The following is a 24,613-nucleotide window of genomic DNA, read 5'->3' as shown; positions in this document are numbered from 1 at the left end:
CGGATTCGATGAAAAGACGGGCTAAGTGCCACCGATGGATGGTGCTAAATTGCAATAAAGATTATGATGATAGTACGTAGTTCATCGCAAAGAAATGTCTTGTCCAGCGCGGCAACGGATCGCCGCGCCTCATCCAAAGCTGAGAGAACTGCTACATGCACCGCGATTTTTCGGAAGTGAACTCGAAGGGCGAAGTACTGATCGTTGAAGATACGCCGGCTTCGCTGAAGCTGTTGAGCGATTTGCTGGGCGGCGCCGGCTATGCGGTGCGCCAGGCGCCGAACGGCGAATTGGCCCTGTGGACGGCCCAGGCGCGCCCGCCCGAGCTGATCCTGCTCGACGTGCGCATGCCGGGCCTCGACGGCTTTGAAGTGTGCCGCCGCCTGAAGGAAATACCGTCCCTGCGCCAGGTGCCGGTGATCTTCCTGTCGGCCCAGTACGACACGGACGACAAGGTGCGCGGCTTCGCGCTGGGCGCCGTCGATTTCATCGCCAAGCCCTTCCAGGCCGAGGAAATCCTGGCCCGCACCGATGCCCACGTGCGCCTGGCGCGGGCGCAGCTGCAGCTGGCGCAGGAGCGCGCCAACCTGGAACGGCGCGTGGCCGAACGCACGGCCGAACTGGAACAGGTGGCCAGCACGCTGGCGCGCGAAGTGCAGATCCGCCGCGCCAATGAAGAATTGCTGCGCCTGTCGGGCCAGGTCTTTGAAGCGACCCAGGACGCCATCCTGATCACGGATCCTGCCGGCGTCATCGTCACGGCCAATCCCGCCTTTACGCGCATCACCGGCTACGCGGCGCAGGAAGTGGTGGGCACGGACATCCTGCGCCTGCACGCCGAACACACGGGCGAAGCGGTGCTGCTGGCCCTGCGCCAGGGCTTGCGCAGCAGCGGTTGCTGGTCGGGCGAGGTGCAGACGCGGCGCAAGAGCGGCGACACCTATCCCTGCCTGCTCAGCGCCTCCACCGTGCACGGGCCTGATGGCGCCGTCGTCAACTACATCGGTGTCTTCCTCGACATCAGCGAGCGCAAGGCCGAGCAGCATCTGATCGATTTCCTTTCCTACCACGACGCGCTGACGGGCTTGCCGAACCGCGTGCTGCTGCGCGAGCGCTTCGAACAGGCGCGCGCGAACGCCCTGCGCGACAGCCAGCAAGTGGTGCTGATGTGCCTGGACCTGGACCGCTTCAAGAACATCAACGATTCGCACGGCCAGGCCGTGGGCGACAAGGCGCTGCAAGTGGTGGCGCGTTTCCTGTCCGGCTGCGTGCGCGAGGGCGACACGGTGGTGCGCCAGGGCGGCGACGAATTCCAGATCCTGCTGCAGGACGATGCCCTGCTGGGGCGCACCCTGGGGCTGGCGCAAACCATCCTGGCCGGCTTGCGCGAAGAACTCAGCGTCGATGGCGAGCGCCTGGCGCTGACCACCAGCATCGGCATCGCCATGTGCCCGGCCGACGGCGACAGCCTCGACGACGTGCTGCGCCACGCCGATACGGCCCTCGTGCGCGCCAAGGAAATGGGACGCGACCATTACGCCTTCTTCACGGAGCGCATGGGCAGCGATATCCGCGCCCGCCTGGCGATGCAGCAGCAGCTGCGCGGCGCCATCGGCCGCGATGAATTTGAAGTGCACTACCAGCCGCAGATGTGCTTGCGCACGGGCGCCTTGCTGGGCGCGGAAGCCTTGCTGCGCTGGGATAATCCGGTGCTGGGCAAGGTGCCGCCCGGCCTGTTCATCGCGCTGGCAGAGGAATATGGCTCGATCACGACCATCGGCGAATGGGTGCTCGAAAGCGTGTGCGCGCAGATCCGCGCCTGGCACGACGCGGGCCTGGGCAGCATCAAGGTGGCCGTCAACCTGTCCGGCAAGCAGTTCGCGCAAGACCGCACGGTGCCGTTCGTCGAGGCGGCCTTGCGCAAATACGCCATCGCGCCCGCCTGCCTGGGCATCGAGATCACGGAAAGCACCGTCATGGGCGATCCGGACAAGGCCGTCGCGGCCCTGACGCGCCTGAAGGATATCGGCGTGGGCATTTCGCTCGACGACTTCGGCACCGGCTATTCCAGCCTGGGCTACCTGAAGCGCTTTCCCATCGACGTGCTGAAGATCGACAAATCGTTCGTCGACGATGTCACCACCAGCAGCAGCGATGCGGCCATCGCCCGTTCCGTCATCTCGCTGGCGCACAACCTGGACATGCGCGTCATCGCCGAGGGCGTGGAAACGCGCGAACAGGTCGACTTCCTGACGGAACACGGCTGCGACGAAATGCAGGGCTATTACTTCAGCCGCCCCCTGGCCGCGGAAGCCTTCACGGCCTTGCTGCGCGAACGGCGCACCCTGGCCGTGGTGGCGGCCTAAGCGCCGCGGTGCGGCCGATGCACCATGCCGGTGCGTTCGCTGCAGCGCGGTGCACGATTCTCACTTTTATTTCCCCTGACGCTGGCACATATCCTGCTTAGGTAATCGCTTATTTACGCGATTGCCCCGCATGCCAGACAGTACCCCTCCAGCCATGCTTTCACAGGCCAGCGCGCACGGCGCCTGGCAGGCGCACTTGCGCCTGGGCTTCGCGCTGCACGATGGCGTCAGCCGCCTCGTCGAGCGTACGCACAGCGGCCCCCTGCGCGTGCAAAAGCCCCTGTATCCGGAGGGCGATCGCGTCTGCCACGCCATCATCATCCATCCGCCCGGCGGCGTGGTGGGCGGCGACCAGCTGGCCGTCGACGCCACGGTGGGCGAGGGTGCGCACGCCTTGCTCACGTCCCCGGGCGCCGCCAAGTGGTACCGCGCCAACGGCCATGTCTCGGGCCAGCACATCATGCTGCGCGCCGCCAGCGGCGCGGCCATCGAGTGGCTGCCGCAGGAGAGCATTTTCTTCGACCAGGCTTGCGTGCGCCTGCGCCATGAAGTGGAACTGGCGGCCGACGCCAACTACATCGGCTGCGACATCGTCTGCCTGGGCCGCAGCGCCTCGGGCGAAATTTTCAATACGGGCAGCATCAGCCAGCAGGTGCGGATCCGCCGCGGCGGCAAGCTGCTGTGGTGGGAGCAGGGCGTGCTGGCCGCCGGCGGCGCGCTGATGGCCAGCCCGCTGGGCCTGGGAGGCCACACCGTGTGCGCCACCCTGATCGCCATCGGCACGTCAGTTTCTCCCGCCGTGCTGGCGGCCGTGCGCGAGATCGCCGTGCCGGACGGCGCCGCGTTTGGCGCGACGCACATGAAATCGCTGGTGGCGGTGCGCCTGCTGTGCGGCGACAGCGAGGCGGCGCGCCGCATCATGCTGGCCGCCTGGCAGCTGCTGCGTCCCGCCATGCTGGGGCGCGGCGCCGTCGTGCCCCGCATCTGGAACACTTAATCAGGAAAGAAGCGCAAGGAAAACCATGGACCTGACTCCCCGCGAAAAAGACAAGCTGCTCATTTTTACGGCCGCGCTGCTGGCCGAACGGCGCCTGGCGCGCGGCTTGAAGTTGAATTATCCGGAAGCGGTGGCCCTGATCAGCGCGGCCATCATGGAAGGGGCGCGCGATGGCAAGTCGGTGGCGCAGCTGATGTCGGACGGTACGAAGATACTCTCGCGCGCCGACGTCATGGACGGCATCGCCGAGATGATCCCCGATATCCAGGTGGAGGCGACCTTCCCCGACGGTAGCAAGCTGGTCACCGTGCACCACCCGATACCTTAACCATACAAGCGACATTACAGGAGCCGGTCATGACCCCAGGCGAATACAAATTGGAAGAAGGCGAAATCAGCTTGAATGCCGGACGCGCCACGGCCACCGTGGTAGTGGCCAACCGGGGCGACCGGCCGATCCAGGTGGGCTCGCATTTCCACTTTTTCGAAGTCAACCCCGCGCTGTCCTTCGAGCGCTGGCGCGCCTACGGCATGCGCCTCAATATCACGGCCGGTACGGCCGTGCGCTTCGAGCCGGGCCAGCAGCGCACGGTGGAACTGGTGGCGCTGGCGGGCGAGCGCAAGGTCTACGGCTTCAATGGCGCAGTGATGGGCGAACTGCAAGATACTCCACCGGGAAAGGATTGAGATGGCCAGCATTCCCCGCAGCGCGTACGCCGAAATGTTCGGCCCCACCAAGGGCGACCGCATCCGCCTGGCCGACACGGAATTGTTCATCGAGGTCGAGCATGACTATGCGATCTACGGCGAAGAGGTGAAGTTCGGCGGCGGCAAGGTGATCCGCGACGGCATGGGCCAGTCGCAGCGCTGCGCGGCAGAGGTGATGGATACCGTCATCACGAATGCCGTCATCCTCGACCACTGGGGCATCGTGAAGGCGGACATCGGCCTGAAAAACGGGCTGATCTTCGGCATCGGCAAGGCGGGCAATCCGGACATCCAGCCCGGCGTGACCCTGGCTATTGGCGGCGCCACCGAGATCATCGCCGGCGAAGGCATGATCGTCACGGCCGGCGGCGTCGATACCCACATCCACTTCATCTGCCCGCAGCAGATCGAGGAAGCGCTGATGAGCGGCGTGACCACCATGCTGGGCGGCGGCACGGGACCGGCTGTGGGCACGGCCGCCACCACTTGCACGCCGGGGCCGTGGCACCTGCACGCCATGCTGGCGGCGGCCGACGCCTTCCCGATGAACCTGGGCTTCATGGGTAAAGGTAACGTCAGCCTGCCGCTGCCGCTGGAAGAGCAGGTGCGCGCGGGCGCCATCGGCCTGAAACTGCACGAAGACTGGGGCAGCACGCCGGCCGCCATCGACAACTGCCTTTCCGTCGCGGACCGCATGGATATCCAGGTGGCGCTGCACAGCGACACCCTCAACGAAGGCGGTTTTCTCGAACACACCTTGGCCGCCTTCAAGGACCGCACCATCCACACGTTTCACACGGAAGGGGCGGGCGGCGGCCATGCGCCCGACATCATCGCCGCCGTGGGCCAGGCCAACGTGCTGCCTTCGTCGACCAATCCCACGCGGCCCTTCACCGTCAACACGCTCGACGAGCACCTGGACATGCTGATGGTGTGCCACCACCTGGACCCGGCGATCGCCGAAGACGTGGCCTTTGCCGAGTCGCGCATCCGCTGCGAAACCATCGCCGCGGAAGACATCCTGCACGACATCGGCGCCATTTCGATGATGTCGTCCGACTCGCAAGCGATGGGGCGAGTCGGCGAAGTGATCATGCGCACCTGGCAGACGGCGCACAAGATGAAGGTGCAGCGGGGGCCGCTTGCGCCCGATACGGCGCGCAGCGACAATTTCCGCGCCAAGCGCTATATCGCCAAGTACACGATCAACCCGGCCATCACGCATGGGATCTCGCACGTGGTGGGCTCGATCGAGGCGGGCAAGATCGCCGACCTCGTGCTGTGGAAGCCGGCCTTCTTCGGCGTCAAGCCCTCGATGATTCTAAAAGGCGGCATGATCGCGGCCGCGCAGATGGGCGACCCGAACGCCTCGATCCCCACGCCGCAGCCCGTGCACTACCGCATGATGTTCGGCGCCTTCGGCGGCGGCCTGAAAAAGTCGTTCACCTTCGTCTCGCAGGCGGCTTACGACCTCGATATCGGCCACCAGCTGAAACTGAATAAATCCATCATCGCCGTGAAGAACATGCGCGGCTTGCGCAAGCACGACATGATCCACAACAGCGCCACGCCGCACATGGAGGTGGACCCGGAAACCTACGCCGTGCGCGCCGACGGCCAGCTGCTCGTGTGCGAGGCGGCCGCCGTGCTGCCGATGGCGCAGCGCTATTTTCTATTTTAAGCAGGAGACGATCATGCTCACATTGCATACCAAACTGGCACCTGGCGATGAACGCGCGCCGTTTGCGCAACTGGTGCTGCCCTACGACCAGCGCGAAAAATGCCGGCTGCGCGCCGTGCTGTCGACTGGCGACGACGTGGCCGTGTTTACCGTGCGCGGCACGGTGCTGCGCGATGGCGAGCGCATGACGGGGCCGGATGGCCAGGTGGTGCAGATCGTCGCCGCGCGCGAGCCAACCTATCTGGTGCGCTGTGCGGACGCGCATACCCTGCTGCGCTGCGCTTTTCACCTGGGGAACCGCCACACGCAGGCACAGGTGGGCGACGGCTTTTTGCGCATCCGCAAGGATGTCGTGCTGAAGGAGATGCTGGAAGGCTTGCAGGCGAGCGTGACGGAAGAAAGCGCGCCGTTCGAGCCGGAAGCGGGCGCGTATGGCGGCGGCCATGGCCACCACGACGGCCATGGCCAGCATTTGCTGGCGCCCGTGCCGCTGCGGCAGAAAATCCACCGCCCCGGTGACACTGCATGATGCAGGCGTCCGCCCTGCTGCATTTGCTGCAGTTTGCCAGTCCGGCCTTGCCGATTGGCGCCTACAGCTATTCGCAGGGGCTGGAGGCGGCGCTCGAATCCGGCCTGGTAGTGGATGCGGTCACGGCGCGCGAGTGGATCGCCCAGCATCTGACGCACGTGGTGGCGCGTTGGGAAGCCCCGCTGTGCTGGCGCTTGATGCAAGCGTTCGAAGCGCAGGATTTGTGCGCCGTGCAGCGCTGGAGCGAGCGTTTCATCGCTTCGCGCGACACGGCGGAATTTCGCGCCGAAACCATCCAGATGGGCTATTCGCTGACCAAGTTGCTGGCCGAGCTGGGCGTGGCCGACGGCGTGCTGATCGACATGCTGCAGGGCCAGCCGGAGGTGGCCTTGCCCACGGCCTATGCCTGCGCCGTGGCGGCACTGGCGATTCCGCGGGAGCAAGCGCTGCTGGCCATGCTGTTCGCGTGGGCGGAAAACCAGGTGCTCGTCTGCGTGAAATCCGTGCCGCTGGGACAGGTGGCGGGCCAGCGGCTATTGCTGTTGCTGCGGCCGGAGCTGGAAGCGGCGGCCCTCACGGCGCAGACGTTGGCAGACGACGAGATGGGCAACTGGGCGCCCGGCCTGTCGCTGCTGTCGATGCGGCACGAAGTGCAGTACAGCCGGCTGTACCGTTCCTGAAAATTTTATGAGAGAGCAAAAAATGACATCGATCACCTCCAATCCCCTGCGCGTGGGCATCGGCGGCCCCGTCGGATCGGGCAAGACGGCCCTGTGCGAAATGCTGTGCAAGGGCATGCGCGAGCGCTACGACATGGCCGTCATCACGAATGACATCTACACCAAGGAAGACATGGAAATCCTGCTGCGCGCGGATGCTTTGCCGGCCGAGCGCCTGATGGGCGTGGAGACGGGCGGCTGCCCGCACACGGCCATCCGCGAAGACGCGTCCATCAACCTGGAAGCGATCGCGCGCATGCAGGCAGATTTTCCGAATCTCGATTTGATCCTGGTCGAATCGGGCGGGGACAATCTGGCCGCCACCTTCAGCCCGGAATTGTCGGACCTCACCATTTATGTGATCGACGTGGCCGGCGGTGAAAAAATTCCGCGCAAGGGCGGGCCCGGCATCACGCGTTCCGATTTGCTCATTATTAACAAGACGGACCTGGCGCCGTATGTGGGTGCCAATCTGGACATCATGGCGCAGGATGCCAAACGCATGCGCGGCGAGCGCCCCTTCGTGTTCACCAACCTGCGCAGCGGCGACGGCGTGCAGGTCGTCATTGATTTTATCCGCGAGCAAGGTTTGCTCGATCAACCAGGCAAGGAGCTGCAATGAGTGCAAGACTGATGAAGAATACGGCCGCCGTGGCGGCGCTGTGCCTGCTGGCCTTGCCCGCCATGGCCCACCCCGGCCATGGCGAGAGCGCCGGTTTCCTGGCCGGTTTCGCCCATCCGTTCACGGGCATCGACCATTTGCTGGCCATGCTGGGCGTGGGCATCTGGGGCGGCCAGCAGCGCCGCGGCTTGGCCCAGCCCGCCACTTTCCTCGGCATGATGCTGCTCGGTGCGCTGGCCGGCATGGCGGGCGTGGCGGTACCCGGGCTGGAAACGGGTATCGCCGCCACGGTGGCGCTGGTGGGACTGGCCATCGCGCTGGCGCTGGCCTTGCCGAACTGGCTGGGCATGGGATTGGTGGGCCTGTTTGCGCTGGCGCATGGCAATGCGCATGGCCAGGAATTGCCGGCCGCCTCGGCCGCGTGCGGCTTCCTGCTGGCTTCGGCCATCTTGCTGGGGGCGGGACGTTTCATCGGCCAGGTACTGGCCGAGCGCATGCTGCGTGTGGCCGGCGTGGCCTTGGCGGCTGCCGGCGTGGTGCTGATGGGAATGAATTAGGCGCCGGGGCGACGTTCCGACAGCACGATGGGCGCCGCCTTTTCAGGATGCAAGCCCTGATGGCCCGCATACACGGCGGCGATGGCGGCCATGTCGGCGTCCTTGTCGCCCGTCAGATAGATATGGTCGACGACGCCCAGCACCTTGTTCGGGTAGTCGATATACACCAGCAACAGCGGCACCTTGGCGGCCAGGGCCAGGTGATAAAAGCCGCTCTTCCAGTTCGGGCGGTAGCTGCGCGTCGCTTCCGGCGTGATGGCCAGCCAGTACCAGTCGGCGGCCAGCATGCGCTCGGCCTGGCGCTGGATCGTGCCGCTGGTGGTACTGCGGTCGACGGGTTCGCCGCCGAGGTGGCGCAGCACCTTGCCCATCGGGCCGCGGAAGAGGGAATCCTTGGCCAGCCAGCGGAACGGCAGGGACAGCGTCCATTTGCCGAACAGGCCCACCATGAAATCCCAGTTGGACGTGTGCGGGTAGACGACGGCGATGCCGCGCGGTCCCGGCAGGGGACGGAAGCGCATGCGCCAGCCAAACAGGTGCAGCACGCGCAGCGCGCAGCGCTGGTGCCAGGTCGGCAAGTCGCCCGCTTGTACAAATAAATCGTCCATTGATACCCTTCAGTGACACTGTTCTTAATGGGATGGCGCTGGTGGCCATTTTCCTTGAAGCAAAAATTCTGCGCAGGCATTCTATACGGGGCTGGCGATGGCGACAAGCAGCCGAGGCCGCTATTCATGCGGTGTCGAGGCGGTTGCTGCCGCTATTTTAACGATGCTTGGTCACTGTGTCGGGCACTAAATGCGCACAATGTGGTCAAAACTTGACGCAGCGTTGATCCACCCGACATGGAGCCATGGCATGAAAAACAACATCGACGATGTAAATGGGGAGCATGTGCGAACGGACAAAGCGATGGCCGAGCTCGTCGAGCGGGGCGTCGCTTTTCATCACACCCTGGGACGGACGGTGGCGACAGCCTATTTGCGCGAACACGCGGTACCGGTCGAGGTGATACGCCGGGTCTTCAGCAGCGTGCAGGCGCGTCGTCCGGCCCGACCGGCACGGCGCCGATGGCGCTGACGATGGGGGAGCGGCGGCGTCATTAAAAAAGCGGCGAAAACGGCGGGCGCCGCGATCGTCACGCAGTGAGTTGCGTTGGTATCGTTGCGTCCGCCGCCGGTGGGGGATGAGCGGGGATGAGCAGCTTAGTGCCGCTCAGAGAGCTCTCAGGGTATTCTCAGGGAGTCTCAGGGAGCCGTTCAGGCGTGCGCCGCCAGTGCCGGGTAGTCCGTGTAGCCGGCAGCGTCCGCTGCGTACAGGGTATCCGGGTTCAGGGGATTCAATGGCGCGTCGCTGTGCAGGCGGATGGGCAGGTCGGGGTTGGCGATGAACCACAGGCCAAAGGCCACGGCATCGGCTTCACCGTTGGCCAGCAGGGCTTCGGCCGCCGCCTTGTCCATTTTCTCGTTGGCAATGTACACGCCGCCAAATTCCTGCTTCAGGTACGGGCCTAGGCGGTCGTCGCCCAGCGCTTCGCGGGCGCAGATGAAGGCGATGCCGCGCTTGCCCAGCTCGCGTGCCACATAGCCGAAGGTGGCGCGCGGGTCGGAATCTCCCATGTCGTGCGCGTCGCGGCGCGGCGCCAGATGCATGCCCACCTTGTCCGCGCCCCAGACTTCGATGCACGCGTCCGTCACTTCCAGCATCAAACGGGCGCGGTTTTCAACGGAGCCGCCATAGTTGTCGGTACGCAAGTTGGTGCTGTCTTGCAGGAACTGGTCGAGCAAATAACCATTCGCACCGTGGATTTCCACGCCGTCGAAACCGGCTTTTTTCGCATTCTCGGCGCCCAGGCGGTAGGCTGCCACGATGCCGGGGATCTCTTCCGTGTCCAGCGCGCGCGGCGTGACGAATTCCTGTTTCGGGCGCAGCAGGCTGACGTGGCCGGCCGGCTTGACGGCGCTGGGCGCCACGGGCAAGTCGCCATCGAGAAAGGCGGGGGCGGAAATGCGACCCACATGCCACAGTTGTAATACGATCAAGCCGCCTGCGTCATGTACGGCCTGGGTGATGTGTTTCCAGCCTTCCACCTGTTCCTCGGACCAGATGCCCGGCGTGTCGGCATAGCCCACGCCTTGGGGCGTGACGGCCGTCGCTTCCGAGATGATCATGCCGGCCGAAGCGCGCTGCGTGTAGTACTCGGTCATCAGGGCGTTGGGCACGCGGCCCGGGTTGCCGGCGCGCGAACGCGTCAGCGGCGCCATGATGATGCGGTTTTTCAGTTGCAAACTGCCAATGGTGATGGGGTCGAATAAAGTTGCCATGATTGTCATTTCCTTGTTGGGGCCGCTCGGGCGGCGTTGAGACGGAGTTATCGAGATGAAAGCTGTACTTACAAACCTTGCTGCATGTGATCGAGAAAGGCCTGGATGGTGGCTTCATTGCGGCTGAAGAAACTCCATTGGCCCACCTTGGTGGCCCAAATCAGGCCTGCCTTCTGCAAGCTGGCCAGGTGCGCCGAGACCGTCGATTGCGACAGGTTCAGGCGGCGGTCGATCAGGCCGGCGCATACGCCCAGGTGCAGCGGGTGATCCTGCTCCTGGAAATACTGCTGCGGCTCTTTCAGCCATTGCAAAATCTGCCGGCGCACCGGATTGGCCAGCGCCTTGTGGATGGCGTCGATATCCATATTGTTTCTCCTGAATATACAATTCGCTTTTCAGCGATGTATATATCGTAGTTGTTCAATTCTAATATCGCTGTTTTACGATATATCTATCTTACGATATAAATGAAAAGCGTGCTGGCGGCGCGCGTTTTTGAACGGATTCAGGCGGGTAGGGGATTGCGCTGCAGCACGGCCGGGCCCGTCAGCACGATGCGCACCAGATCCACCTGGCGCTGGGCGCCGGCCTTGGCGGTGGCGCTCTTGATCTGCGTGCGCGCCGTGTGGATGGAAATGCGCTGGCGTTCGGCGTATTCCTGCAAGGAATAGCCGTTGACGAGCGCTTCCGTCAGGCGCGCCTCGGCCACCGTCATGCCATAGAAATTGCGCAGGGTGGCGGCCAGGGAGGTGATCAGGTCGCTGCTATCGCTGAGGAAAACGGCGATGGCGCTGGCCGAGCCGAACGGGCTGTGCCAGGAAGGCAGGGGCGTGACGCGCAGGCGCAGCTGTTCGCCCGTCAATCCATTCAGATTGAGCACGCCGCCGGGACCGCCTGCCGCCGTCGTGCCCGTTTGGGCCGCCTCGTGCAGCATGCGCCGCAGCGCGCCGTTGTCCGCTTCGCGCGGGCAATACAGGGGGGCGCCTTCGCGCAGCTGCAGCAGCCTCGTCGCGGCCGTCATGGCCAGTGCCCGCTCGTTGGCGTACAGCAGTTGCGAGGTGGCATCGAGCAGCAGCACGCCAAACGGCAGCAATTCGAGCACCTGCGTGGAACTTTGGGACAGCACTTCCAGCCGGCGCAGCTTGCGCTGCAGGGCAAAGGCCGTTTGCAAATGCGGCATCAGGCTGCGGACCAGCGCCAGTTCGCCCGCGTCATAGGCGCCCGCCTGTTCGCGGCGCACCACGGTGACATTGGTGGAGCGCTCGGCGCGCAGTTCGACGATGGCCGCCGCCGTATAAAAGATGTCTTGCGGGCGCAGCCAGTCGTTCCAGTATTCGGTTTTCTTCAGGCAATGGTCGGGAAACAGCATGGAGCCGGTGACGACGGCTCCCTCGCGGTGCAGGGTGGCGTCTTCCAGCCAGACATTGCGCGCGCCGTAATAGCTGGCAAAGCTGGCCATGGCATCCGACTCGAAGCCATACGTGGCGGACAGGCCGCTGCCGGGCAGCTGGACGTCGACCGAGCGGTTGCTGAAATCATTGGCCCAGATCAAACCCGCGTGCGATTTCAGTTGTTGCGCAAAGGCGGCGAGGAATTGCGACCAGGCGCCATGCCGCGTGGCCGCTTCGTAGATCAGGGCAATCAGTGCCTGGCTGGCGACGGCGAGCGATGGCGTCATTGGCGATCCTCATGGCGGCAAGCGGTGGACAAGACACATCTGGGGGCGGCCCTTGCTACGGCCGCCCGGCTTCCCTAGCGCGATTCCAGCCAGCTTTTGCCGCCGGATGTGCACGTGCTGAGGCTGGCATACTGGCTGACATAGTTATAGCCGCTGCCGCAGCCGCCTTCGCCCGATTTGACGGGGCCGTAGCAAGCGCCTTCATAGCTGAGCTTACCACTGACGGTGGTGCTCTTGACACAGAAATTGTAGTTGCTTGCCGTCGTGTTGTTGGGCAAGGTGGGGCCATTGTTTTGCCCGCAGCCGAGCTCCTTGCTCACGGAGCGCGCGTAGTCGACCATTTTCTGGTACGTGCCGCTGTAATAGGTATCGGCAACGGTTTTCTGCCCCTGTTTGCAGGCGGCGACCACGCTGTCGTATCCCGAGTCCGCCTGGGCGTAGTTGCCCGATACCTGGACGCCGCAGGCGCTGGCCTGCTTGCGTTCCGTATCGCTGATCAGGTTGCTGTACTGGCAGTTTGCCGAGGTGCCGCTGGTGCCGCCGGCGCTGGTGGAACCGCTGCCGGAGCCACTGCCGTCGCTGCCGCCGCCACCGCAGGCGGACAGCATGAGGCAGCCGAGCAACGTGACGGCAAAGGTGGTTGGATGTGCTTGCATGATTTCCCCTGTGGACTGTGACTTGCCACCATGTGTCTGGTGGTATTTTTGCTACAAGGAATTGTATCGGGCATGTTTTTTGGAAACATCACCCATTTGGGGTATGCGCAGGCAGTGCGGAGTGGAGCGGGCCAGGGCGGCCGGCTGGCCGCCCTGGCAAGTATCAGGCGAAGTGGAACAGCAGCAAGGCGATGACGGCAGGGACGGTTTGCAGGTAGAGGATGCGCGTCATGACGGTCGCTGCGCCCCACACGCCGGCCACGGCGATGCACGCCAGGCCGAACACGGTAAACGCATGGGCGATGGCCGCGTCCGGGTGAAAAAAGCCCAGCGCCAGCGCGGCGACGAGAAAGCCGTTGTAGCAACCCTGGTTCGACATGGCGGGACGCACGATCTCCGCCTTTTCCTTGGACAGGCCAAACACCTTGCGTCCGCGCGCATCGAACAGCACGGTTTCCAGCAGCACGATGTAGGCGTGCAGCAGCAGGATGAGGGCGGTAAGGATTTGGGCCATAAGTAGCATCATTGTTCCCGAAAGTGAATGGATGCGGCAATTATGCTGCCATCAGCATGTTTTTTGGCAACTTTCGATTGGAGCGGCCGCACTAGAAAAAATGTGCTGACGGCAAGAGTTTTCACCCAATGGTATACTTTTCCTTTTGCTCCAGTGGGGACGACCCTGCTCGATGACGGGGCTGTATGGCGGGGACGACCCTGCCGCCTCGGGAGAAAAGTATGGCGTGGATCATTCTGGTATTGGCGGGCTTGCTGGAAATTGGCTGGGCCATCGGCCTCAAATACAGTGCCGGCTTTACCCGCCTCGTGCCATCCGTATTGACCGCCATTTCCATGCTGGGTAGCGTAGTGATGCTGGGCCTGGCCTTGCGCACCTTGCCGCTGGGCACGGCCTACGCCATCTGGACGGGCATTGGTACCGTCGGCACGGCCATCTTCGGCATCATGGTGCTGGGCGAGCCGGCCAGCGCCGCGCGCATCGCCTGCATCGCCCTGATCGTTTCGGGCATTCTGGGCTTGAAACTGCTCAGCCCACAATAAAGGATGCCAGCATGAGTCTCGCCATGACGTATTTCTACCTGGCTATCGCCATCATCGCCGAGGTCATCGCCACCAGCGCTTTGAAGGCGTCCGAGGGCTTCAGCCGTTTGTGGCCCAGTGTCATCACCGTGATTGGCTACAGCATCGCCTTCTGGTGCCTGTCCCTGACATTGAAGGTCATTCCTACCGGCATCGTGTACGCCATCTGGTCGGGCGTGGGTATCGTGCTCATTTCCGCCGTCGGCTGGTTCTGGTTCAAGCAAAGCCTCGACACGCCGGCCTTGATCGGCCTGGGGCTGATCATTGCTGGCGTGCTTGTCATTAACTTGTTTTCCAAGTCGGTCGGCCACTGATCAAAAGCTGGCGGCGACCCTTGCCAGGTAATACCACTCCGCATTCGCCGCCGCATTGACGTCCGGGAACAGGATGTAGGCGTCGAATTCGGCCGTCACGGGCGTGCCGTCCGCGCGCACGCCGATCTGCTCGCCCTGTTTGACCTTGTCAAAGCTGGACCAGGTCTTGATGAAGCGGTCGCCCGCATCGAGCTTGTCGTGCACGACGACCATGTTCAGCGCTTCCATGTCGGCGTCGGCGATCGCTTCCGGCTGTGGCGCGTCGATGAAACCCAAAAAAGCCAAGGTGTTCATGATGGCGCGGTAAGCGACATCCGGCGCGGCCGGGTCCGCATGCTGGCCGCATTCCAGGGTCAAGGCGTAGCCGCCCGTCGAGCGCATGTATTCCGTCGTGCCCACGCCGTAGCGCAAGACCAGGCCCACCTGGTCGCTATTGCCCAGGCGGCGCTGCACGCCCTGGCCGTACGCATGCAGCCAGCCGTCGACGAAGCGGCGCACGCCCAGGCGGCGCGCCAGCGCGCGTTCCTTTTCTTCATGTTTAAACGGTTGCAGCGGGCCATCGTTGTTGCGCGGCCCCACCATGACGAAAGGCTGGCTGTCGGCATTGAATGAGTGCAAGTCCAGCAGCACGTCATGCTGGCCCAACAGCGGGCACAGCCAATTGGCGATGCGGTCTTCGAAATCCTGCGGATTGTCGTTCGGGAACAGATTACGGTTCAGGTTGCGGTCGCCGCTGCGCACGCCCTTGGCATAGGCCAGCGGATTGGTGATGGGCACGAAGGTGACGCTGCCGGCCACGATGGAGAGGGCGCCGCTGTCGAGTTCGGCCATCACGCGGTGAATGCCCTTGGTGCCGCAGGTTTCATTGCCGTGCACGGCGCCCGTGACGATCAGGCGCGGGCCGCTGCCCTGGCCCGTGTAGTTGATGGATTTGAAGTGGAGTGCGCTGCTCATGCTGGACATATCCTATGCTGTTGCGGGAAGGGAAAGCGGGGTCGGCATATTTTAGCGGGATTCGCCATGGACGCCTGTAAAAAGTTGGCAATGGCGGCGTGCGGCGTGGCATGATCGGCGCCACCGTTGTTTTCCCTTGCCGATTCCATGTCCAGTACGTCCCATCCTTCCCGCCTGTACGGCCTCGATACCTTGCGCGCGCTGGCCATCGTGCTTGTCTTCATGAACCATTATTTGCTGTTCGTTAGCGAGGGTGGGGCGTTTGGTTTCTGGGGTGAAATAGGCTGGACGGGCGTGGACCTGTTCTTTGCCCTCAGCGGTTATCTGATCGGCAACCAGATTTTTGCGGCCTTGCGCAGCGAACATGGATTTTCCTTGCCGCGTTTCTATGCGCGGCGCTTCCTGCGCACCTTGCCCAGTTTCTATGCCGTGCTGGCCCTGTATTATTTGTGGCCCGCGTTCCGCGGCGATAGCGCGCTGCTGCCCCTGTGGAAATTCCTGACCTTTACGCAAAACATCAATCTGACGCCGGGTACGGCGTTTTCGCATGCGTGGTCCTTGTGCGTCGAGGAGCAGTTCTATGTGCTGCTGCCGGCCGTGGCCCTGGTGATCGCCGCCTGCCGCAAGTCGCTGCTGTGGGCCTGGCTGGCCGTGGCCGCCAGCTTTATCGTCGGCATGCTGGTGCGCGCCTATTTGTGGGATGAATACGTGCAAGTGCCGCGCGGCCGCCTCGGGTATTACAAGTATATTTATTACGCGTCGTGGTGCCGCTTCGACGAGCTGGTGGCGGGCGTGGCGCTGGCGCTGCTGAAGAACTACCACCCTGGCGCCTGGTCGCGCCTGACCTCTTACGGTAACCGCAGCTTGCTGGCGGGAATCGCGGGCACGGCGCTGATGTTTTACGTGTTTATCACCGATCACTATGGCTATTGGGTGACGGTGTTCGGCTATCCGGCCCTGGCGGCCAGTTTTACTTTATTGCTGATCGCCGCGCTGAGTCCCGCCAGTGCTTTGTATCAACTGCGCGTGCCCGGTGCGGCCAGCCTGGCCTTGTGGTCGTATGCGATCTATCTGCTGCACAAGCAGCTGTGCATTTTGCTGCGCCCCTTGTTGCAAGACTTTGGCTACGGGCCGGATGGCCTCACAGCGATACTGGTCAGTATCGCTGTGAGCATCGTCACGGGCTGGCTCTTATATAGATTGGTGGAAACGCCGTTCATGCGCTTGCGGGCGCGCTACGTTCCCGCGAATCATGCGTGACGACTACATGTCGATTACATCGAGTCCCCGTGGTGTGCCCACCAGCAATTCCAGGATGGCATGCACGCGCAGATTCGTGTCTTCGTGCTCCGTGTTGTAGATCAGGGCGCGCAGGCCTGGCACGGCTTCCGTGATGTGGTCGCTGGCGTAGGCATGGATCAATAACAAGACCAGGTCCGTGGCGCCCGCGCCGGGCTGGCGCCGCAGCCGGTCGTGGATCACGTTCAGCAGCGCGCGCTGCATGCGCGGCGTGGGATTGGTGATGTAGGCGAAGACGCTCGGCGTATTGGCAATGGCCGCGCAAATGCGCCGTTCGATCTCGTCAGGTTTTACGTCGGAGGCGATATCGAAATACGCGGCTTCCCAGTGCGTGCGCGCATATGGGTGGCCGGGGGGGAAGGAGTCGGCCGTTTCAAAACCGCAGATGCGGCTCAGGGTTTTCAGCCAGGCTAATATGGTGGAGTTCATGCCGCGATTCTAGCGGCATTCCGCGTGCGCAGGGCCTACTCTATATAAAGGGGGCTGACGCCCGGAGAGTGATTAAAGTTTCCTGTAAAACAGCCCTTGTCATTCTGGGAAAGCCTCTCTATAATGCTGGTCTTCGGGGCGGTTAGTTCAGCTGGTTAGAATACTTGGTCGACATCCAAGGGGTCGGGGATTCGAATTCCTCACCGCCCACCAGAATTTGGCAGTAGATGGTTTTTAAGCTGGCGCAAGCCGCAAGCGGTCATTTGAAATACAATGATCAACAAAAGTTTTACGGGCGGTTAGTTCAGCTGGTTAGAATACTTGGTCGACATCCAAGGGGTCGGGGATTCGAATTCCTCACCGCCCACCAGAATGCAGTTAGAGAGAAAGGTAAAACCGGTTATGACACCGCGAACTACTACCAAGCTTTGGGAGTGACGCTAGTCGAACGGGTTTCCTTTGTCTCAAGAAAGTGAAAAACGCGGCTAGTCCGCGTTTTTTTGCGTCTGCGTTTTCCTTTCAGTATTTTACCCATCACATTGCAGTTTTACCTGGCGCCAGCGCCGATATGGAGATCAATATGCTTACAATCCGACTTCCCGATGGTTCCGCCCGTCAATTCGACGGCCCGGTCACCGTGGCCCAGGTTGCGGCCAATATTGGTACCGGTCTGGCCAAGGCTGCGCTGGCCGGCAAGGTCGACGGCAAACTGGTCGATACTTCCTATCTGATCGAGCAGGATGCGGAACTGGCGATTGTCACGGACAAGGACGCGGACGGCCTGGAAGTGATCCGCCACTCGACGGCCCACTTGCTGGCGTATGCTGTCAAGGAATTGTTCCCTGACGCGCAAGTGACCATCGGTCCCGTGATCGACAACGGCTTTTACTATGACTTCGCCTACAAGCGTCCGTTCACGCCCGAAGATTTGACGGCGATCGAAAAGAAAATGGCGGAACTGGCCAAGAAGGATGAGCAAGTCACGCGCAAGGTTGTCGCGCGCGACGAAGCCATCGAATACTTCAAGGGTATCGGCGAGGCGTACAAGGCGGAGCTGATCGGCTCGATTCCCGCCGACCAGGAAGTGTCGCTGTATTCCGAAGGCAAGTTCACGGACTTGTGCCGCGGCCCCCACGTGCCATCGACGGGCAAGCTGAAAGTCTTCAAGCTGATGAAGCTGGCCGGCGCCTACTGGCGCGGCGACTCGAAAAACGAGATGCTGCAGCGTATCTATGGCACGGCCTGGGCCAAGAAGGAAGACCAGGAACTGTACCTGCACAATCTGGAAGAGGCGGAAAAGCGCGATCACCGCAAATTGGGCAAGCAGCTCGATTTCTTCCATTTCCAGGAAGAAGCGCCAGGCCTGATCTTCTGGCATCCGAAAGGCTGGTCGATCTGGCAGCAAGTCGAGCAATACATGCGCAATGTGTATCAGGTCAACGGCTACCAGGAAGTCAAGGCGCCGCAAATTCTGGACCGTGGCCTGTGGGAAAAAACCGGTCACTGGGACAATTACCGTGAAAACATGTTCATCACGGAATCGGAAAACCGCGCCTATGCGCTGAAGCCGATGAATTGCCCTGGCCATATTCAGATTTTCAACAATGGCATGCGCAGCTACCGCGACTTGCCATTGCGCTACGGCGAATTCGGTCAATGCCACCGCAATGAGCCGTCGGGCGCCTTGCACGGCATGATGCGCGTGCGCGGCTTTACGCAGGATGATGGTCACATTTTCTGCCTGGAAGAGCAGATCGCCGGCGAAGTGACGGCGTTCCACCAGCAGGCGATGGATGTGTACACGGCTTTCGGCTTCACGAATATCGACGTGAAACTGGCTTTGCGCCCGGATAACCGCATCGGTACGGAAGAGTCGTGGGATTTCGCCGAGGAATCGCTGCGTTCGGCCTTGCGCGCCTGCGGCGTGGAATGGACGGAATTGCCGGGCGAGGGCGCGTTCTACGGTCCGAAGATCGAATACCACCTGAAAGACAGCCTGGGCCGCGCATGGCAAGTGGGTACCGTGCAGATCGATCCATCCATGCCGGGCCGCCTGGGGGCCGAATACGTGGCCGTGGACAATACGCGCCAGGTGCCCATCATGCTGCACCGCGCGATCGTCGGTTCGCTGGAACGTTTCATCGGCATCCTGATCGAACACTATGCGGGCGCCATGCCGCTGTGGTTGTCGCCAGTGCAAGTGTCGGTGTTGAATATTTCCGACGCTCAAGCCGACTATGTACAGGAAGTTACAACAAAACTGCGCAAAGCGGGGCTGCGCGTACAGGCTGATTTGCGTAACGAGAAGATTACCTATAAAATACGTGAACATTCCGTACAAAAATTGCCTTACATCTTAGTGATTGGCGACAAAGAGCGGGATGCGAATACAGTGGCCGTGCGGGCGCGGGGCAATGTCGATCTGGGCGTCATGTCCGTCGATGCCCTGATTGAGCGACTCAAACATGAAGTCGACACCAAGGCCTGACGAGGAAACTCGCTGCACGACCGTCTTACAAGATTTTTAAAGGAAATTACAATAGCTACTGACAAGTCACATCGCATCAATGGCGAAATCACTGCCCCTGAAATGCGTTTAAGCGGGGTCGATAACGAGCCACTCGGTATCGTAAGTTTGGCTGAAGCCTTCCGCCTGGCGGAAGAGGCAAACGTCGACCTGGTGGAAATTGCGCCTACCGCGCAGCCACCGGTGTGCCGTTTGATGGACTACGGCAAATTTAAGTATTCGGAGCAAAAGAAAGCTCACGAAGCCAAATTGAAGCAAAAGATCATCCTCGTGAAGGAAGTCAAATTCCGTCCGGGGACTGATGATGGTGACTACAATATCAAGTTGCGTAATCTCATCAAGTTCCTCGAAGATGGCGATAAAACCAAGATCACCTTGCGTTTCCGCGGTCGTGAGATGGCGCATCAGGATATTGGCTTCCGCATGCTGGAACGTCTGAAAGCCGACCTGGAGCCGTACGGCCAGGTCGAGCAGTTCCCGAAGATGGAAGGCCGCCAAATGATCATGGTTCTTTCGCCTAAGAAGAAGAAGTAAGCTACAATAGCGTTTTACTGTGGATCGACGTGGTTTGTGCCTGCATGGGCGCGACACCAGATTCCAGGCAGAATTTGCGCGGCCCGGTCAGCAATGCCCGGGCCGCGTGAACTGTAGTGGACTCGCATCCGCTGCACAACATGTGAAAGCAGGCATCTAAGCGCAGCGTCGTGTTGCCACCTGCAATCCTGTTATAAATGGAGCTGTCCGTAAGAGGACAGATTGCTATGCCTAAAATGAAGACCAAAAGCTCCGCGAAAAAACGTTTTCGCGTGCGTCCAGGTGGAACAGTTAAGTCGGGTCACGCGTTCAAACGCCACATCCTGACCAAGAAAACCACCAAAAACAAACGTCAGTTGCGCGGTACCCGTAACATCAACGCATCGGATGTCACATCCGTCATGCGCATGATGCCGACTGCTTAATCTCACACTCAATTTAAGGAGTTACTATGCCTAGAGTAAAACGTGGGGTTACAGCTCGTGCCCGTCATAAAAAGATTCTTGTTCAAGCTAAAGGCTACCGTGGTCGCCGCAGCCGTGTATACCGTGTTGCCAAGCAAGCAGTTATGCGCGCTGGCCAATACGCTTACCGCGATCGCCGCAACAAGAAACGCGTTTTCCGCCGCCTGTGGATCGCACGTATCAACGCCGCTTCCCGTGAGCATGGCGTAACGTACAGCGTATTCATGAACGGCTTGAAAAAAGCAAATATCGAACTGGACCGTAAAGTCCTGGCCGATATGGCTGTGATGGACAAGCCAGCATTCGCTGCGATTGTCAACGCAGTTAAAGCAAAAATCGCTGCGTAAGCATCGGTCATTGCACAACGTCATCCGTAGGGTGACGTCATAAAGAGCGGGGCAGGGGTGTGAACCTTATGCCCCGTTTCCGTTTTTGATTGTTGGACTTTAGATAAGCGAGTCCAGAATTGATGTCCAAAACAGGAAATGCCGCATGAACTCCCTAGAAGAACTCGTCGTCTCGGCCCAGGCTGACTTTATCGCCGCCGCAGACGCTGCCGCACTTGAAAACGCCAAAGCCCGCTACCTGGGCAAGACTGGCCAGATTACTGAAATGATGAAGGGCCTGGGCAAGCTGGACCCGGACGCGCGCAAGGCGCAAGGCGCCCTGATCAACGCCGTCAAAGTGCAGATCGAGGACGCGCTGACGGCGCGCCGTGATGCGCTGGCCGATGCCCAGATGCAAGGTCGTCTGAACGCCGAAGCGATCGACGTGACCCTGCCAGGCCGTGGCCGCATGCCCGGTGGCATCCATCCCGTGATGCGCACGTGGGAACGGGTCGAGGAAATCTTCCGCTCGATCGGCTTCGACGTGGCCGACGGCCCCGAAATCGAGAACGACTGGACCAACTTCACGGCGCTGAACAGCCCGGAAAACCACCCGGCCCGTTCCATGCAAGACACCTTCTACATCGACGGCAACGATACCGATGGCAAGCCCTTGCTGCTGCGCACGCACACGAGCCCGATGCAGGTGCGCTATGCGCGCACGCACACGCCGCCGATCAAGGTCATCGCGCCAGGCCGCACCTACCGCGTCGACAGCGACGCCACCCATTCGCCCATGTTCCACCAGGTCGAAGGCCTGTGGATTGCCGAAGACATCAGCTTTGCCGACCTGAAGGGCGTGTACCTGAATTTCGTCAAGGCGTTCTTCGAGACGGACGATTTGCAGGTGCGCTTCCGTCCATCGTACTTCCCGTTCACGGAACCGTCGGCCGAGATCGACATCGCCTTTGGCTCCGGTCCATTGAAAGGCCGTTGGCTGGAAGTGTCGGGCGCCGGCCAGGTGCATCCGACCGTGGTGAAGAACTTTGGCCTCGATCCCGAGAAATTCATCGGTTTTGCTTTCGGCTCCGGCCTGGAACGCTTGACGATGCTGCGTTACGGCATCAACGACCTGCGCCTGTTCTATGAAGGCGATTTAAGGTTCCTGAAGCAATTCAACTAAGCGTTGTTCCGTTTGATTCATGGCGCTTGAGCGCCTGTGCGCTCGCGCTGTGAGCTTTGACCCTTTGAAGGCTTGATTATGCAATTTTCCGAAAACTGGCTCCGTACCATGGTCGATCCGAAGATGACTTCGGACGAACTGGCCCATCTGCTGACCATGTCCGGTCTCGAAGTCGAGGACGTCGATCCTGTCGCCCCTCCGTTTTCGAACGTGGTGGTAGGCCTGGTCCTGGAGATGGAAAAACATCCGAATGCGGACCGCCTGAATGTGTGCCAGGTCGATGTCGGCACGGGCACCATGCTCAACATCGTCTGCGGCGCGCCGAACGTGCGCCCGGGCTTGAAAGTCGTGTGCGCGATGGCGGGCGCCGTGCTGCCGCCAGGCGCCGATGGCAAGCCGTTTGAAATCAAGGTGGGCCAGCTGCGCGGCGTCGAGTCGCAAGGCATGCTGTGCTCCGCGCGCGAATTGAAATTGTCGGAAGAAAACGCCGGCTTGATGGAATTGCCGGACGACGCGCCGATCGGCCAGAATTTCCGCGATTACTTTGCGCTCAACGACTTGAAATTCACCATCAAGTTGACGCCGAACAAGGCGGACTGCCTGTCCGTGCTGGGCGTGGCGCGCGAAGTGTCGGCATTGACGGGCGTGCCCCTGAATGCGCCGCAGTTCCGCACCGTGCCGGTTTCCAGCGACGAAATCCTGCCCGTGAAAGTCAGCGCGCCGGACCTGTGCGGCCGTTTCACGGGCCGCGTCATCCGCGGCTTGAACGCCAAGGCAGCCACGCCGGACTGGATGAAGCAGCGCCTCGAGCGCAGCGGCCAGCGTCCGCTGTCGGCCCTGGTCGACATTTCCAACTATGTCATGCTGGAACTGGGCCGTCCCAGCCACGTGTTTGACCTGGCAAAGATCCACGGCAGCCTCGATGTGCGTTGGGGCAAGGCGGGCGAATCCGTCAAGCTGTTGAATGGCAACACCATCGCCGTCGACGAGTGGATCGGCGTCATTGCCGATGAGCAGGAAATCGAATCGCTGGCCGGCATCATGGGCGGCGACGCCAGCTCGGTGTCGGACGATACGGACAGCATCTACCTGGAAGCGGCATTCTGGTGGCCGAACGCCATTCAAGGCCGCGCGCGCCGCTTGAATTTCTCGACCGATGCGGCACACCGCTTCGAGCGCGGCGTCGATTTCGCCACCACCGTCGAGCACATCGAGCGCATCACGGCCCTGATCGTGGAAATCTGCGGCACGCCGGCCACGACCGTCGGTCCTGTCGACGACCACGTGGTGAATTTGCCGCAGCGCCAGCCCGTGTCGATGCGCACGGCGCGCGCGCAAAAAGTCATCGGCGTGCCGCTCAACGATGAGCTGATCGCCGATATCTTCACGCGCCTGGCCCTGCCATACACCCTGGCGGACGGCGTGTTTTCCGTGACGTCGCCCAGCTACCGTTTCGACATCGAGATCGAGGAAGACCTGATCGAGGAAGTGGCGCGCGTGTACGGCTTTGAAAACATCCCGACCTTGCCGCCCGTGGCCGCGAACGTGATGCAGATTGCACCGGAAAATACCCGCTCGCTGTTTGCGGTACGTCATGAGCTGGCCGACCTGGGCTTCCAGGAAGTGGTTAACATGAGCTTTGTCGATACGGCATGGGAGCGCGATTTCTCGGGCAATACGAACCCGATCAAATTGCAGAACCCGATCGCCAGCCAGATGAGCGTGATGCGTTCCTCGCTGATCGGCAGCCTGATCGCCAATGTGCGCTACAACCTGAACCGCAAGACGAACCGCGTGCGCATCTTCGAAGTGGGCGCCATCTACCAGCGCGACGACAGCGTGGAAAACGGCCCCTTGTCGGTGGCTGGCTACGCCCAGCCGAAGCGCGTGGCGGCCATGGCCTACGGCGCGGTTGCCGACGAGCAGTGGGGCCAGGCTGCTCGCACGGTCGACTTCTTCGACGTGAAGGCGGACCTGGAAGCGCTGTTTGCACCGCTGGTCCTGCGTTTCACCAAGGCGGAACATCCGGCCCTGCATCCGGGCCGTTCGGCCAATGTGGAGCTCGATGGCAAGGTCATCGGTTTCATCGGCGAATTGCACCCGCGCTGGATGCAAAAGTACGACTTGCCGCTGGCGCCCGTGCTGTTCGAAGTCGACGCCGCTGCCTTGACGCAACGAGTCGTGCCGTCGTACCAGGAAATCTCGAAATTCCCTGGCGCCAGCCGCGACTTGGCCGTGGTCGTCAAGCAATCGGTAGCCGTGCAGGATCTGCTCGACAGCTTCCATGCCGCCGCCAAGTCGAGCCCGGCAGCGCGTATCGTGCAAGCCATTGTTTTATTTGATGAATATCGTGGAAAAGGGCTGGAAGTGGATGAAAAAAGCCTTGCTTTCCGGATTAGCTTGCAAGATACTCAAAACACCCTGCAAGACGATGTCGTCGACGGCCTGATGGCTGTCCTGATCGATGCGGCCAAGCAGGGCCACGACGCGAAACTGCGTTCGTAATTACCGGACGGCCGTCGCCTTGCGTGACGGCCTTTCCGTCGTCAACCGTAGACGAGCTTGCCATGTGGCAGGCTCGGGCGCACAGAAAAGGCAGGGCAGGAAAATTAATAACAGCGACGTTGATTCCGCCGTACTGCAATCCGCAC

At 61.7% G+C, this 24,613-nt stretch carries 27 protein-coding genes and 2 tRNA genes; 21 read left to right on the top strand and 8 right to left on the bottom strand.

The genetic code is table 11. From position 1 onward, the window contains the following. The first annotated feature begins 155 nt into the window (after positions 1-155). The 9 genes from CSQ91_RS10595 to CSQ91_RS10555 all read left to right on the top strand — a co-directional run bounded on the left by CSQ91_RS10595 (position 156) and on the right by CSQ91_RS10555 (position 8,179). Positions 156-2,366: an EAL domain-containing response regulator gene (locus CSQ91_RS10595; RefSeq protein ID WP_099388214.1), complete on the top strand. Its 2,211-nt coding sequence runs from the start codon at positions 156-158 to the stop codon at positions 2,364-2,366. 130 nt (positions 2,367-2,496) lie between these two features. Further along, positions 2,497-3,363: an urease accessory protein UreD gene (locus CSQ91_RS10590; RefSeq protein WP_099388213.1), complete on the top strand. Its 867-nt coding sequence runs from the start codon at positions 2,497-2,499 to the stop codon at positions 3,361-3,363. 25 nt (positions 3,364-3,388) lie between these two features. Further along, a complete protein-coding gene (locus tag CSQ91_RS10585) occupies positions 3,389-3,691 on the top strand; it encodes an urease subunit gamma (RefSeq protein WP_034751936.1) in 303 nt (100 codons plus the stop codon). Positions 3,692-3,720: 29 nt separating this feature from the next. Next, the gene (locus CSQ91_RS10580; RefSeq protein WP_092605741.1) at positions 3,721-4,050 is read left to right on the top strand and encodes an urease subunit beta; all 330 of its coding nucleotides are present in this window, start codon (positions 3,721-3,723) and stop codon (positions 4,048-4,050) included. Position 4,051: 1 nt separating this feature from the next. Next, positions 4,052-5,752 (top strand): urease subunit alpha, encoded by a 1,701-nt coding sequence (gene ureC, locus CSQ91_RS10575; protein ID WP_099388212.1) that lies wholly within the window; start codon positions 4,052-4,054, stop codon positions 5,750-5,752. Between the two features lie 13 nt (positions 5,753-5,765). Continuing rightward, positions 5,766-6,281, top strand: a complete 516-nt coding sequence (ureE, locus tag CSQ91_RS10570; RefSeq protein ID WP_034783158.1) for an urease accessory protein UreE — start codon at positions 5,766-5,768, stop codon at positions 6,279-6,281. After that, positions 6,281-6,961: an urease accessory protein UreF gene (locus CSQ91_RS10565; RefSeq protein ID WP_099388659.1), complete on the top strand. Its 681-nt coding sequence runs from the start codon at positions 6,281-6,283 to the stop codon at positions 6,959-6,961. Before ureE ends, CSQ91_RS10565 begins: the two co-directional genes overlap by 1 nt. A gap of 22 nt (positions 6,962-6,983) precedes the next feature. After that, complete coding sequence (gene ureG, locus CSQ91_RS10560; RefSeq protein WP_034783159.1) at positions 6,984-7,622, top strand: urease accessory protein UreG; 639 nt, start codon at positions 6,984-6,986, stop codon at positions 7,620-7,622. After that, positions 7,619-8,179 (top strand): HupE/UreJ family protein, encoded by a 561-nt coding sequence (locus tag CSQ91_RS10555; RefSeq protein ID WP_257217285.1) that lies wholly within the window; start codon positions 7,619-7,621, stop codon positions 8,177-8,179. The genes ureG and CSQ91_RS10555 overlap by 4 nt, the downstream gene beginning before the upstream one ends. Here the strand turns inward: CSQ91_RS10555 and CSQ91_RS10550 are convergent. Further along, on the bottom strand, positions 8,176-8,787 hold the full coding sequence (locus CSQ91_RS10550; protein ID WP_099388210.1) for a 1-acyl-sn-glycerol-3-phosphate acyltransferase: 612 nt from the start codon (positions 8,785-8,787) through the stop codon (positions 8,176-8,178). The genes CSQ91_RS10555 and CSQ91_RS10550 overlap by 4 nt on opposite strands. 250 nt (positions 8,788-9,037) lie before the next feature. Here CSQ91_RS10550 and CSQ91_RS28650 point away from each other — a divergent pair, with 250 nt between their 5' ends. Further along, positions 9,038-9,259, top strand: a complete 222-nt coding sequence (locus CSQ91_RS28650) for a hypothetical protein (protein ID WP_034783165.1) — start codon at positions 9,038-9,040, stop codon at positions 9,257-9,259. A gap of 179 nt (positions 9,260-9,438) precedes the next feature. Here CSQ91_RS28650 and CSQ91_RS10545 read toward each other — a convergent pair whose 3' ends face one another. The 5 genes from CSQ91_RS10545 to CSQ91_RS10525 all read right to left on the bottom strand — a co-directional run bounded on the left by CSQ91_RS10545 (position 9,439) and on the right by CSQ91_RS10525 (position 13,360). Continuing rightward, the gene (locus CSQ91_RS10545; RefSeq protein ID WP_099388209.1) at positions 9,439-10,503 is read right to left on the bottom strand and encodes an alkene reductase; all 1,065 of its coding nucleotides are present in this window, start codon (positions 10,501-10,503) and stop codon (positions 9,439-9,441) included. Positions 10,504-10,571: 68 nt separating this feature from the next. Then, positions 10,572-10,868 carry an ArsR/SmtB family transcription factor gene (locus CSQ91_RS10540; RefSeq protein ID WP_099388208.1) on the bottom strand — a complete coding sequence of 99 codons (297 nt, stop codon included), beginning with the start codon at positions 10,866-10,868 and terminating at the stop codon, positions 10,572-10,574. Positions 10,869-11,008: 140 nt separating this feature from the next. Continuing rightward, complete coding sequence (locus tag CSQ91_RS10535) at positions 11,009-12,181, bottom strand: helix-turn-helix transcriptional regulator (RefSeq protein WP_099388207.1); 1,173 nt, start codon at positions 12,179-12,181, stop codon at positions 11,009-11,011. Positions 12,182-12,255: 74 nt separating this feature from the next. Further along, complete coding sequence (locus CSQ91_RS10530; protein WP_099388206.1) at positions 12,256-12,837, bottom strand: hypothetical protein; 582 nt, start codon at positions 12,835-12,837, stop codon at positions 12,256-12,258. Positions 12,838-13,000: 163 nt separating this feature from the next. Beyond that, positions 13,001-13,360 carry a DUF1304 domain-containing protein gene (locus CSQ91_RS10525; protein ID WP_099388658.1) on the bottom strand — a complete coding sequence of 120 codons (360 nt, stop codon included), beginning with the start codon at positions 13,358-13,360 and terminating at the stop codon, positions 13,001-13,003. 212 nt (positions 13,361-13,572) lie between these two features. On the opposite strand from CSQ91_RS10525, the gene sugE reads away from it, so the two are divergent. Both sugE and CSQ91_RS10515 read left to right on the top strand, forming a co-directional pair. Further along, positions 13,573-13,893 carry a quaternary ammonium compound efflux SMR transporter SugE gene (gene sugE, locus CSQ91_RS10520; RefSeq protein ID WP_034783172.1) on the top strand — a complete coding sequence of 107 codons (321 nt, stop codon included), beginning with the start codon at positions 13,573-13,575 and terminating at the stop codon, positions 13,891-13,893. A 23-nt stretch (positions 13,894-13,916) separates the two neighbouring features. Next, positions 13,917-14,246, top strand: a complete 330-nt coding sequence (locus CSQ91_RS10515; protein WP_070280339.1) for an SMR family transporter — start codon at positions 13,917-13,919, stop codon at positions 14,244-14,246. Here the strand turns inward: CSQ91_RS10515 and CSQ91_RS10510 are convergent, their stop codons facing one another. Next, on the bottom strand, positions 14,247-15,209 hold the full coding sequence (locus tag CSQ91_RS10510; protein WP_080753417.1) for a succinylglutamate desuccinylase/aspartoacylase domain-containing protein: 963 nt from the start codon (positions 15,207-15,209) through the stop codon (positions 14,247-14,249). A 138-nt stretch (positions 15,210-15,347) separates the two neighbouring features. Between CSQ91_RS10510 and CSQ91_RS10505 the strand changes: the two genes are divergently transcribed. Then, on the top strand, positions 15,348-16,460 hold the full coding sequence (locus CSQ91_RS10505) for an acyltransferase family protein (protein WP_180278395.1): 1,113 nt from the start codon (positions 15,348-15,350) through the stop codon (positions 16,458-16,460). Between the two features lie 3 nt (positions 16,461-16,463). On the opposite strand, the gene CSQ91_RS10500 is transcribed toward CSQ91_RS10505, so the two are convergent. Next, on the bottom strand, positions 16,464-16,928 hold the full coding sequence (locus CSQ91_RS10500) for a hypothetical protein (protein ID WP_099388205.1): 465 nt from the start codon (positions 16,926-16,928) through the stop codon (positions 16,464-16,466). A 136-nt stretch (positions 16,929-17,064) separates the two neighbouring features. Here CSQ91_RS10500 and CSQ91_RS10495 point away from each other — a divergent pair. From CSQ91_RS10495 to pheT, 8 genes are all read left to right on the top strand, one after another. Beyond that, positions 17,065-17,141 (top strand) — tRNA-Val (locus CSQ91_RS10495). A gap of 80 nt (positions 17,142-17,221) precedes the next feature. Then, positions 17,222-17,298: transfer RNA gene (locus tag CSQ91_RS10490), tRNA-Val, on the top strand. Positions 17,299-17,508: 210 nt separating this feature from the next. Then, positions 17,509-19,416: a threonine--tRNA ligase gene (gene thrS, locus CSQ91_RS10485; RefSeq protein ID WP_070280420.1), complete on the top strand. Its 1,908-nt coding sequence runs from the start codon at positions 17,509-17,511 to the stop codon at positions 19,414-19,416. A gap of 12 nt (positions 19,417-19,428) precedes the next feature. Further along, the gene (gene infC, locus CSQ91_RS10480) at positions 19,429-19,989 is read left to right on the top strand and encodes a translation initiation factor IF-3 (protein ID WP_205711303.1); all 561 of its coding nucleotides are present in this window, start codon (positions 19,429-19,431) and stop codon (positions 19,987-19,989) included. Between the two features lie 227 nt (positions 19,990-20,216). Continuing rightward, a complete protein-coding gene (rpmI, locus tag CSQ91_RS10475; RefSeq protein WP_038493025.1) occupies positions 20,217-20,414 on the top strand; it encodes a 50S ribosomal protein L35 in 198 nt (65 codons plus the stop codon). A 26-nt stretch (positions 20,415-20,440) separates the two neighbouring features. Beyond that, positions 20,441-20,800, top strand: a complete 360-nt coding sequence (gene rplT, locus CSQ91_RS10470; RefSeq protein WP_010399214.1) for a 50S ribosomal protein L20 — start codon at positions 20,441-20,443, stop codon at positions 20,798-20,800. A gap of 145 nt (positions 20,801-20,945) precedes the next feature. Then, complete coding sequence (gene pheS / locus CSQ91_RS10465) at positions 20,946-21,962, top strand: phenylalanine--tRNA ligase subunit alpha (RefSeq protein WP_034751917.1); 1,017 nt, start codon at positions 20,946-20,948, stop codon at positions 21,960-21,962. Between the two features lie 78 nt (positions 21,963-22,040). Continuing rightward, positions 22,041-24,467, top strand: a complete 2,427-nt coding sequence (gene pheT, locus CSQ91_RS10460; protein WP_099388204.1) for a phenylalanine--tRNA ligase subunit beta — start codon at positions 22,041-22,043, stop codon at positions 24,465-24,467. The last annotated feature ends 146 nt before the right edge of the window (positions 24,468-24,613 follow it).

Source organism: Janthinobacterium sp. BJB301 (assembly GCF_002735685.1).
In the GTDB taxonomy this organism is placed as follows: Bacteria; Pseudomonadota; Gammaproteobacteria; order Burkholderiales; family Burkholderiaceae_D; genus Janthinobacterium; species Janthinobacterium lividum.
Note: the sequence above shows the minus strand (reverse complement) of the source record. Positions and strands in the feature narration are given on the sequence as shown.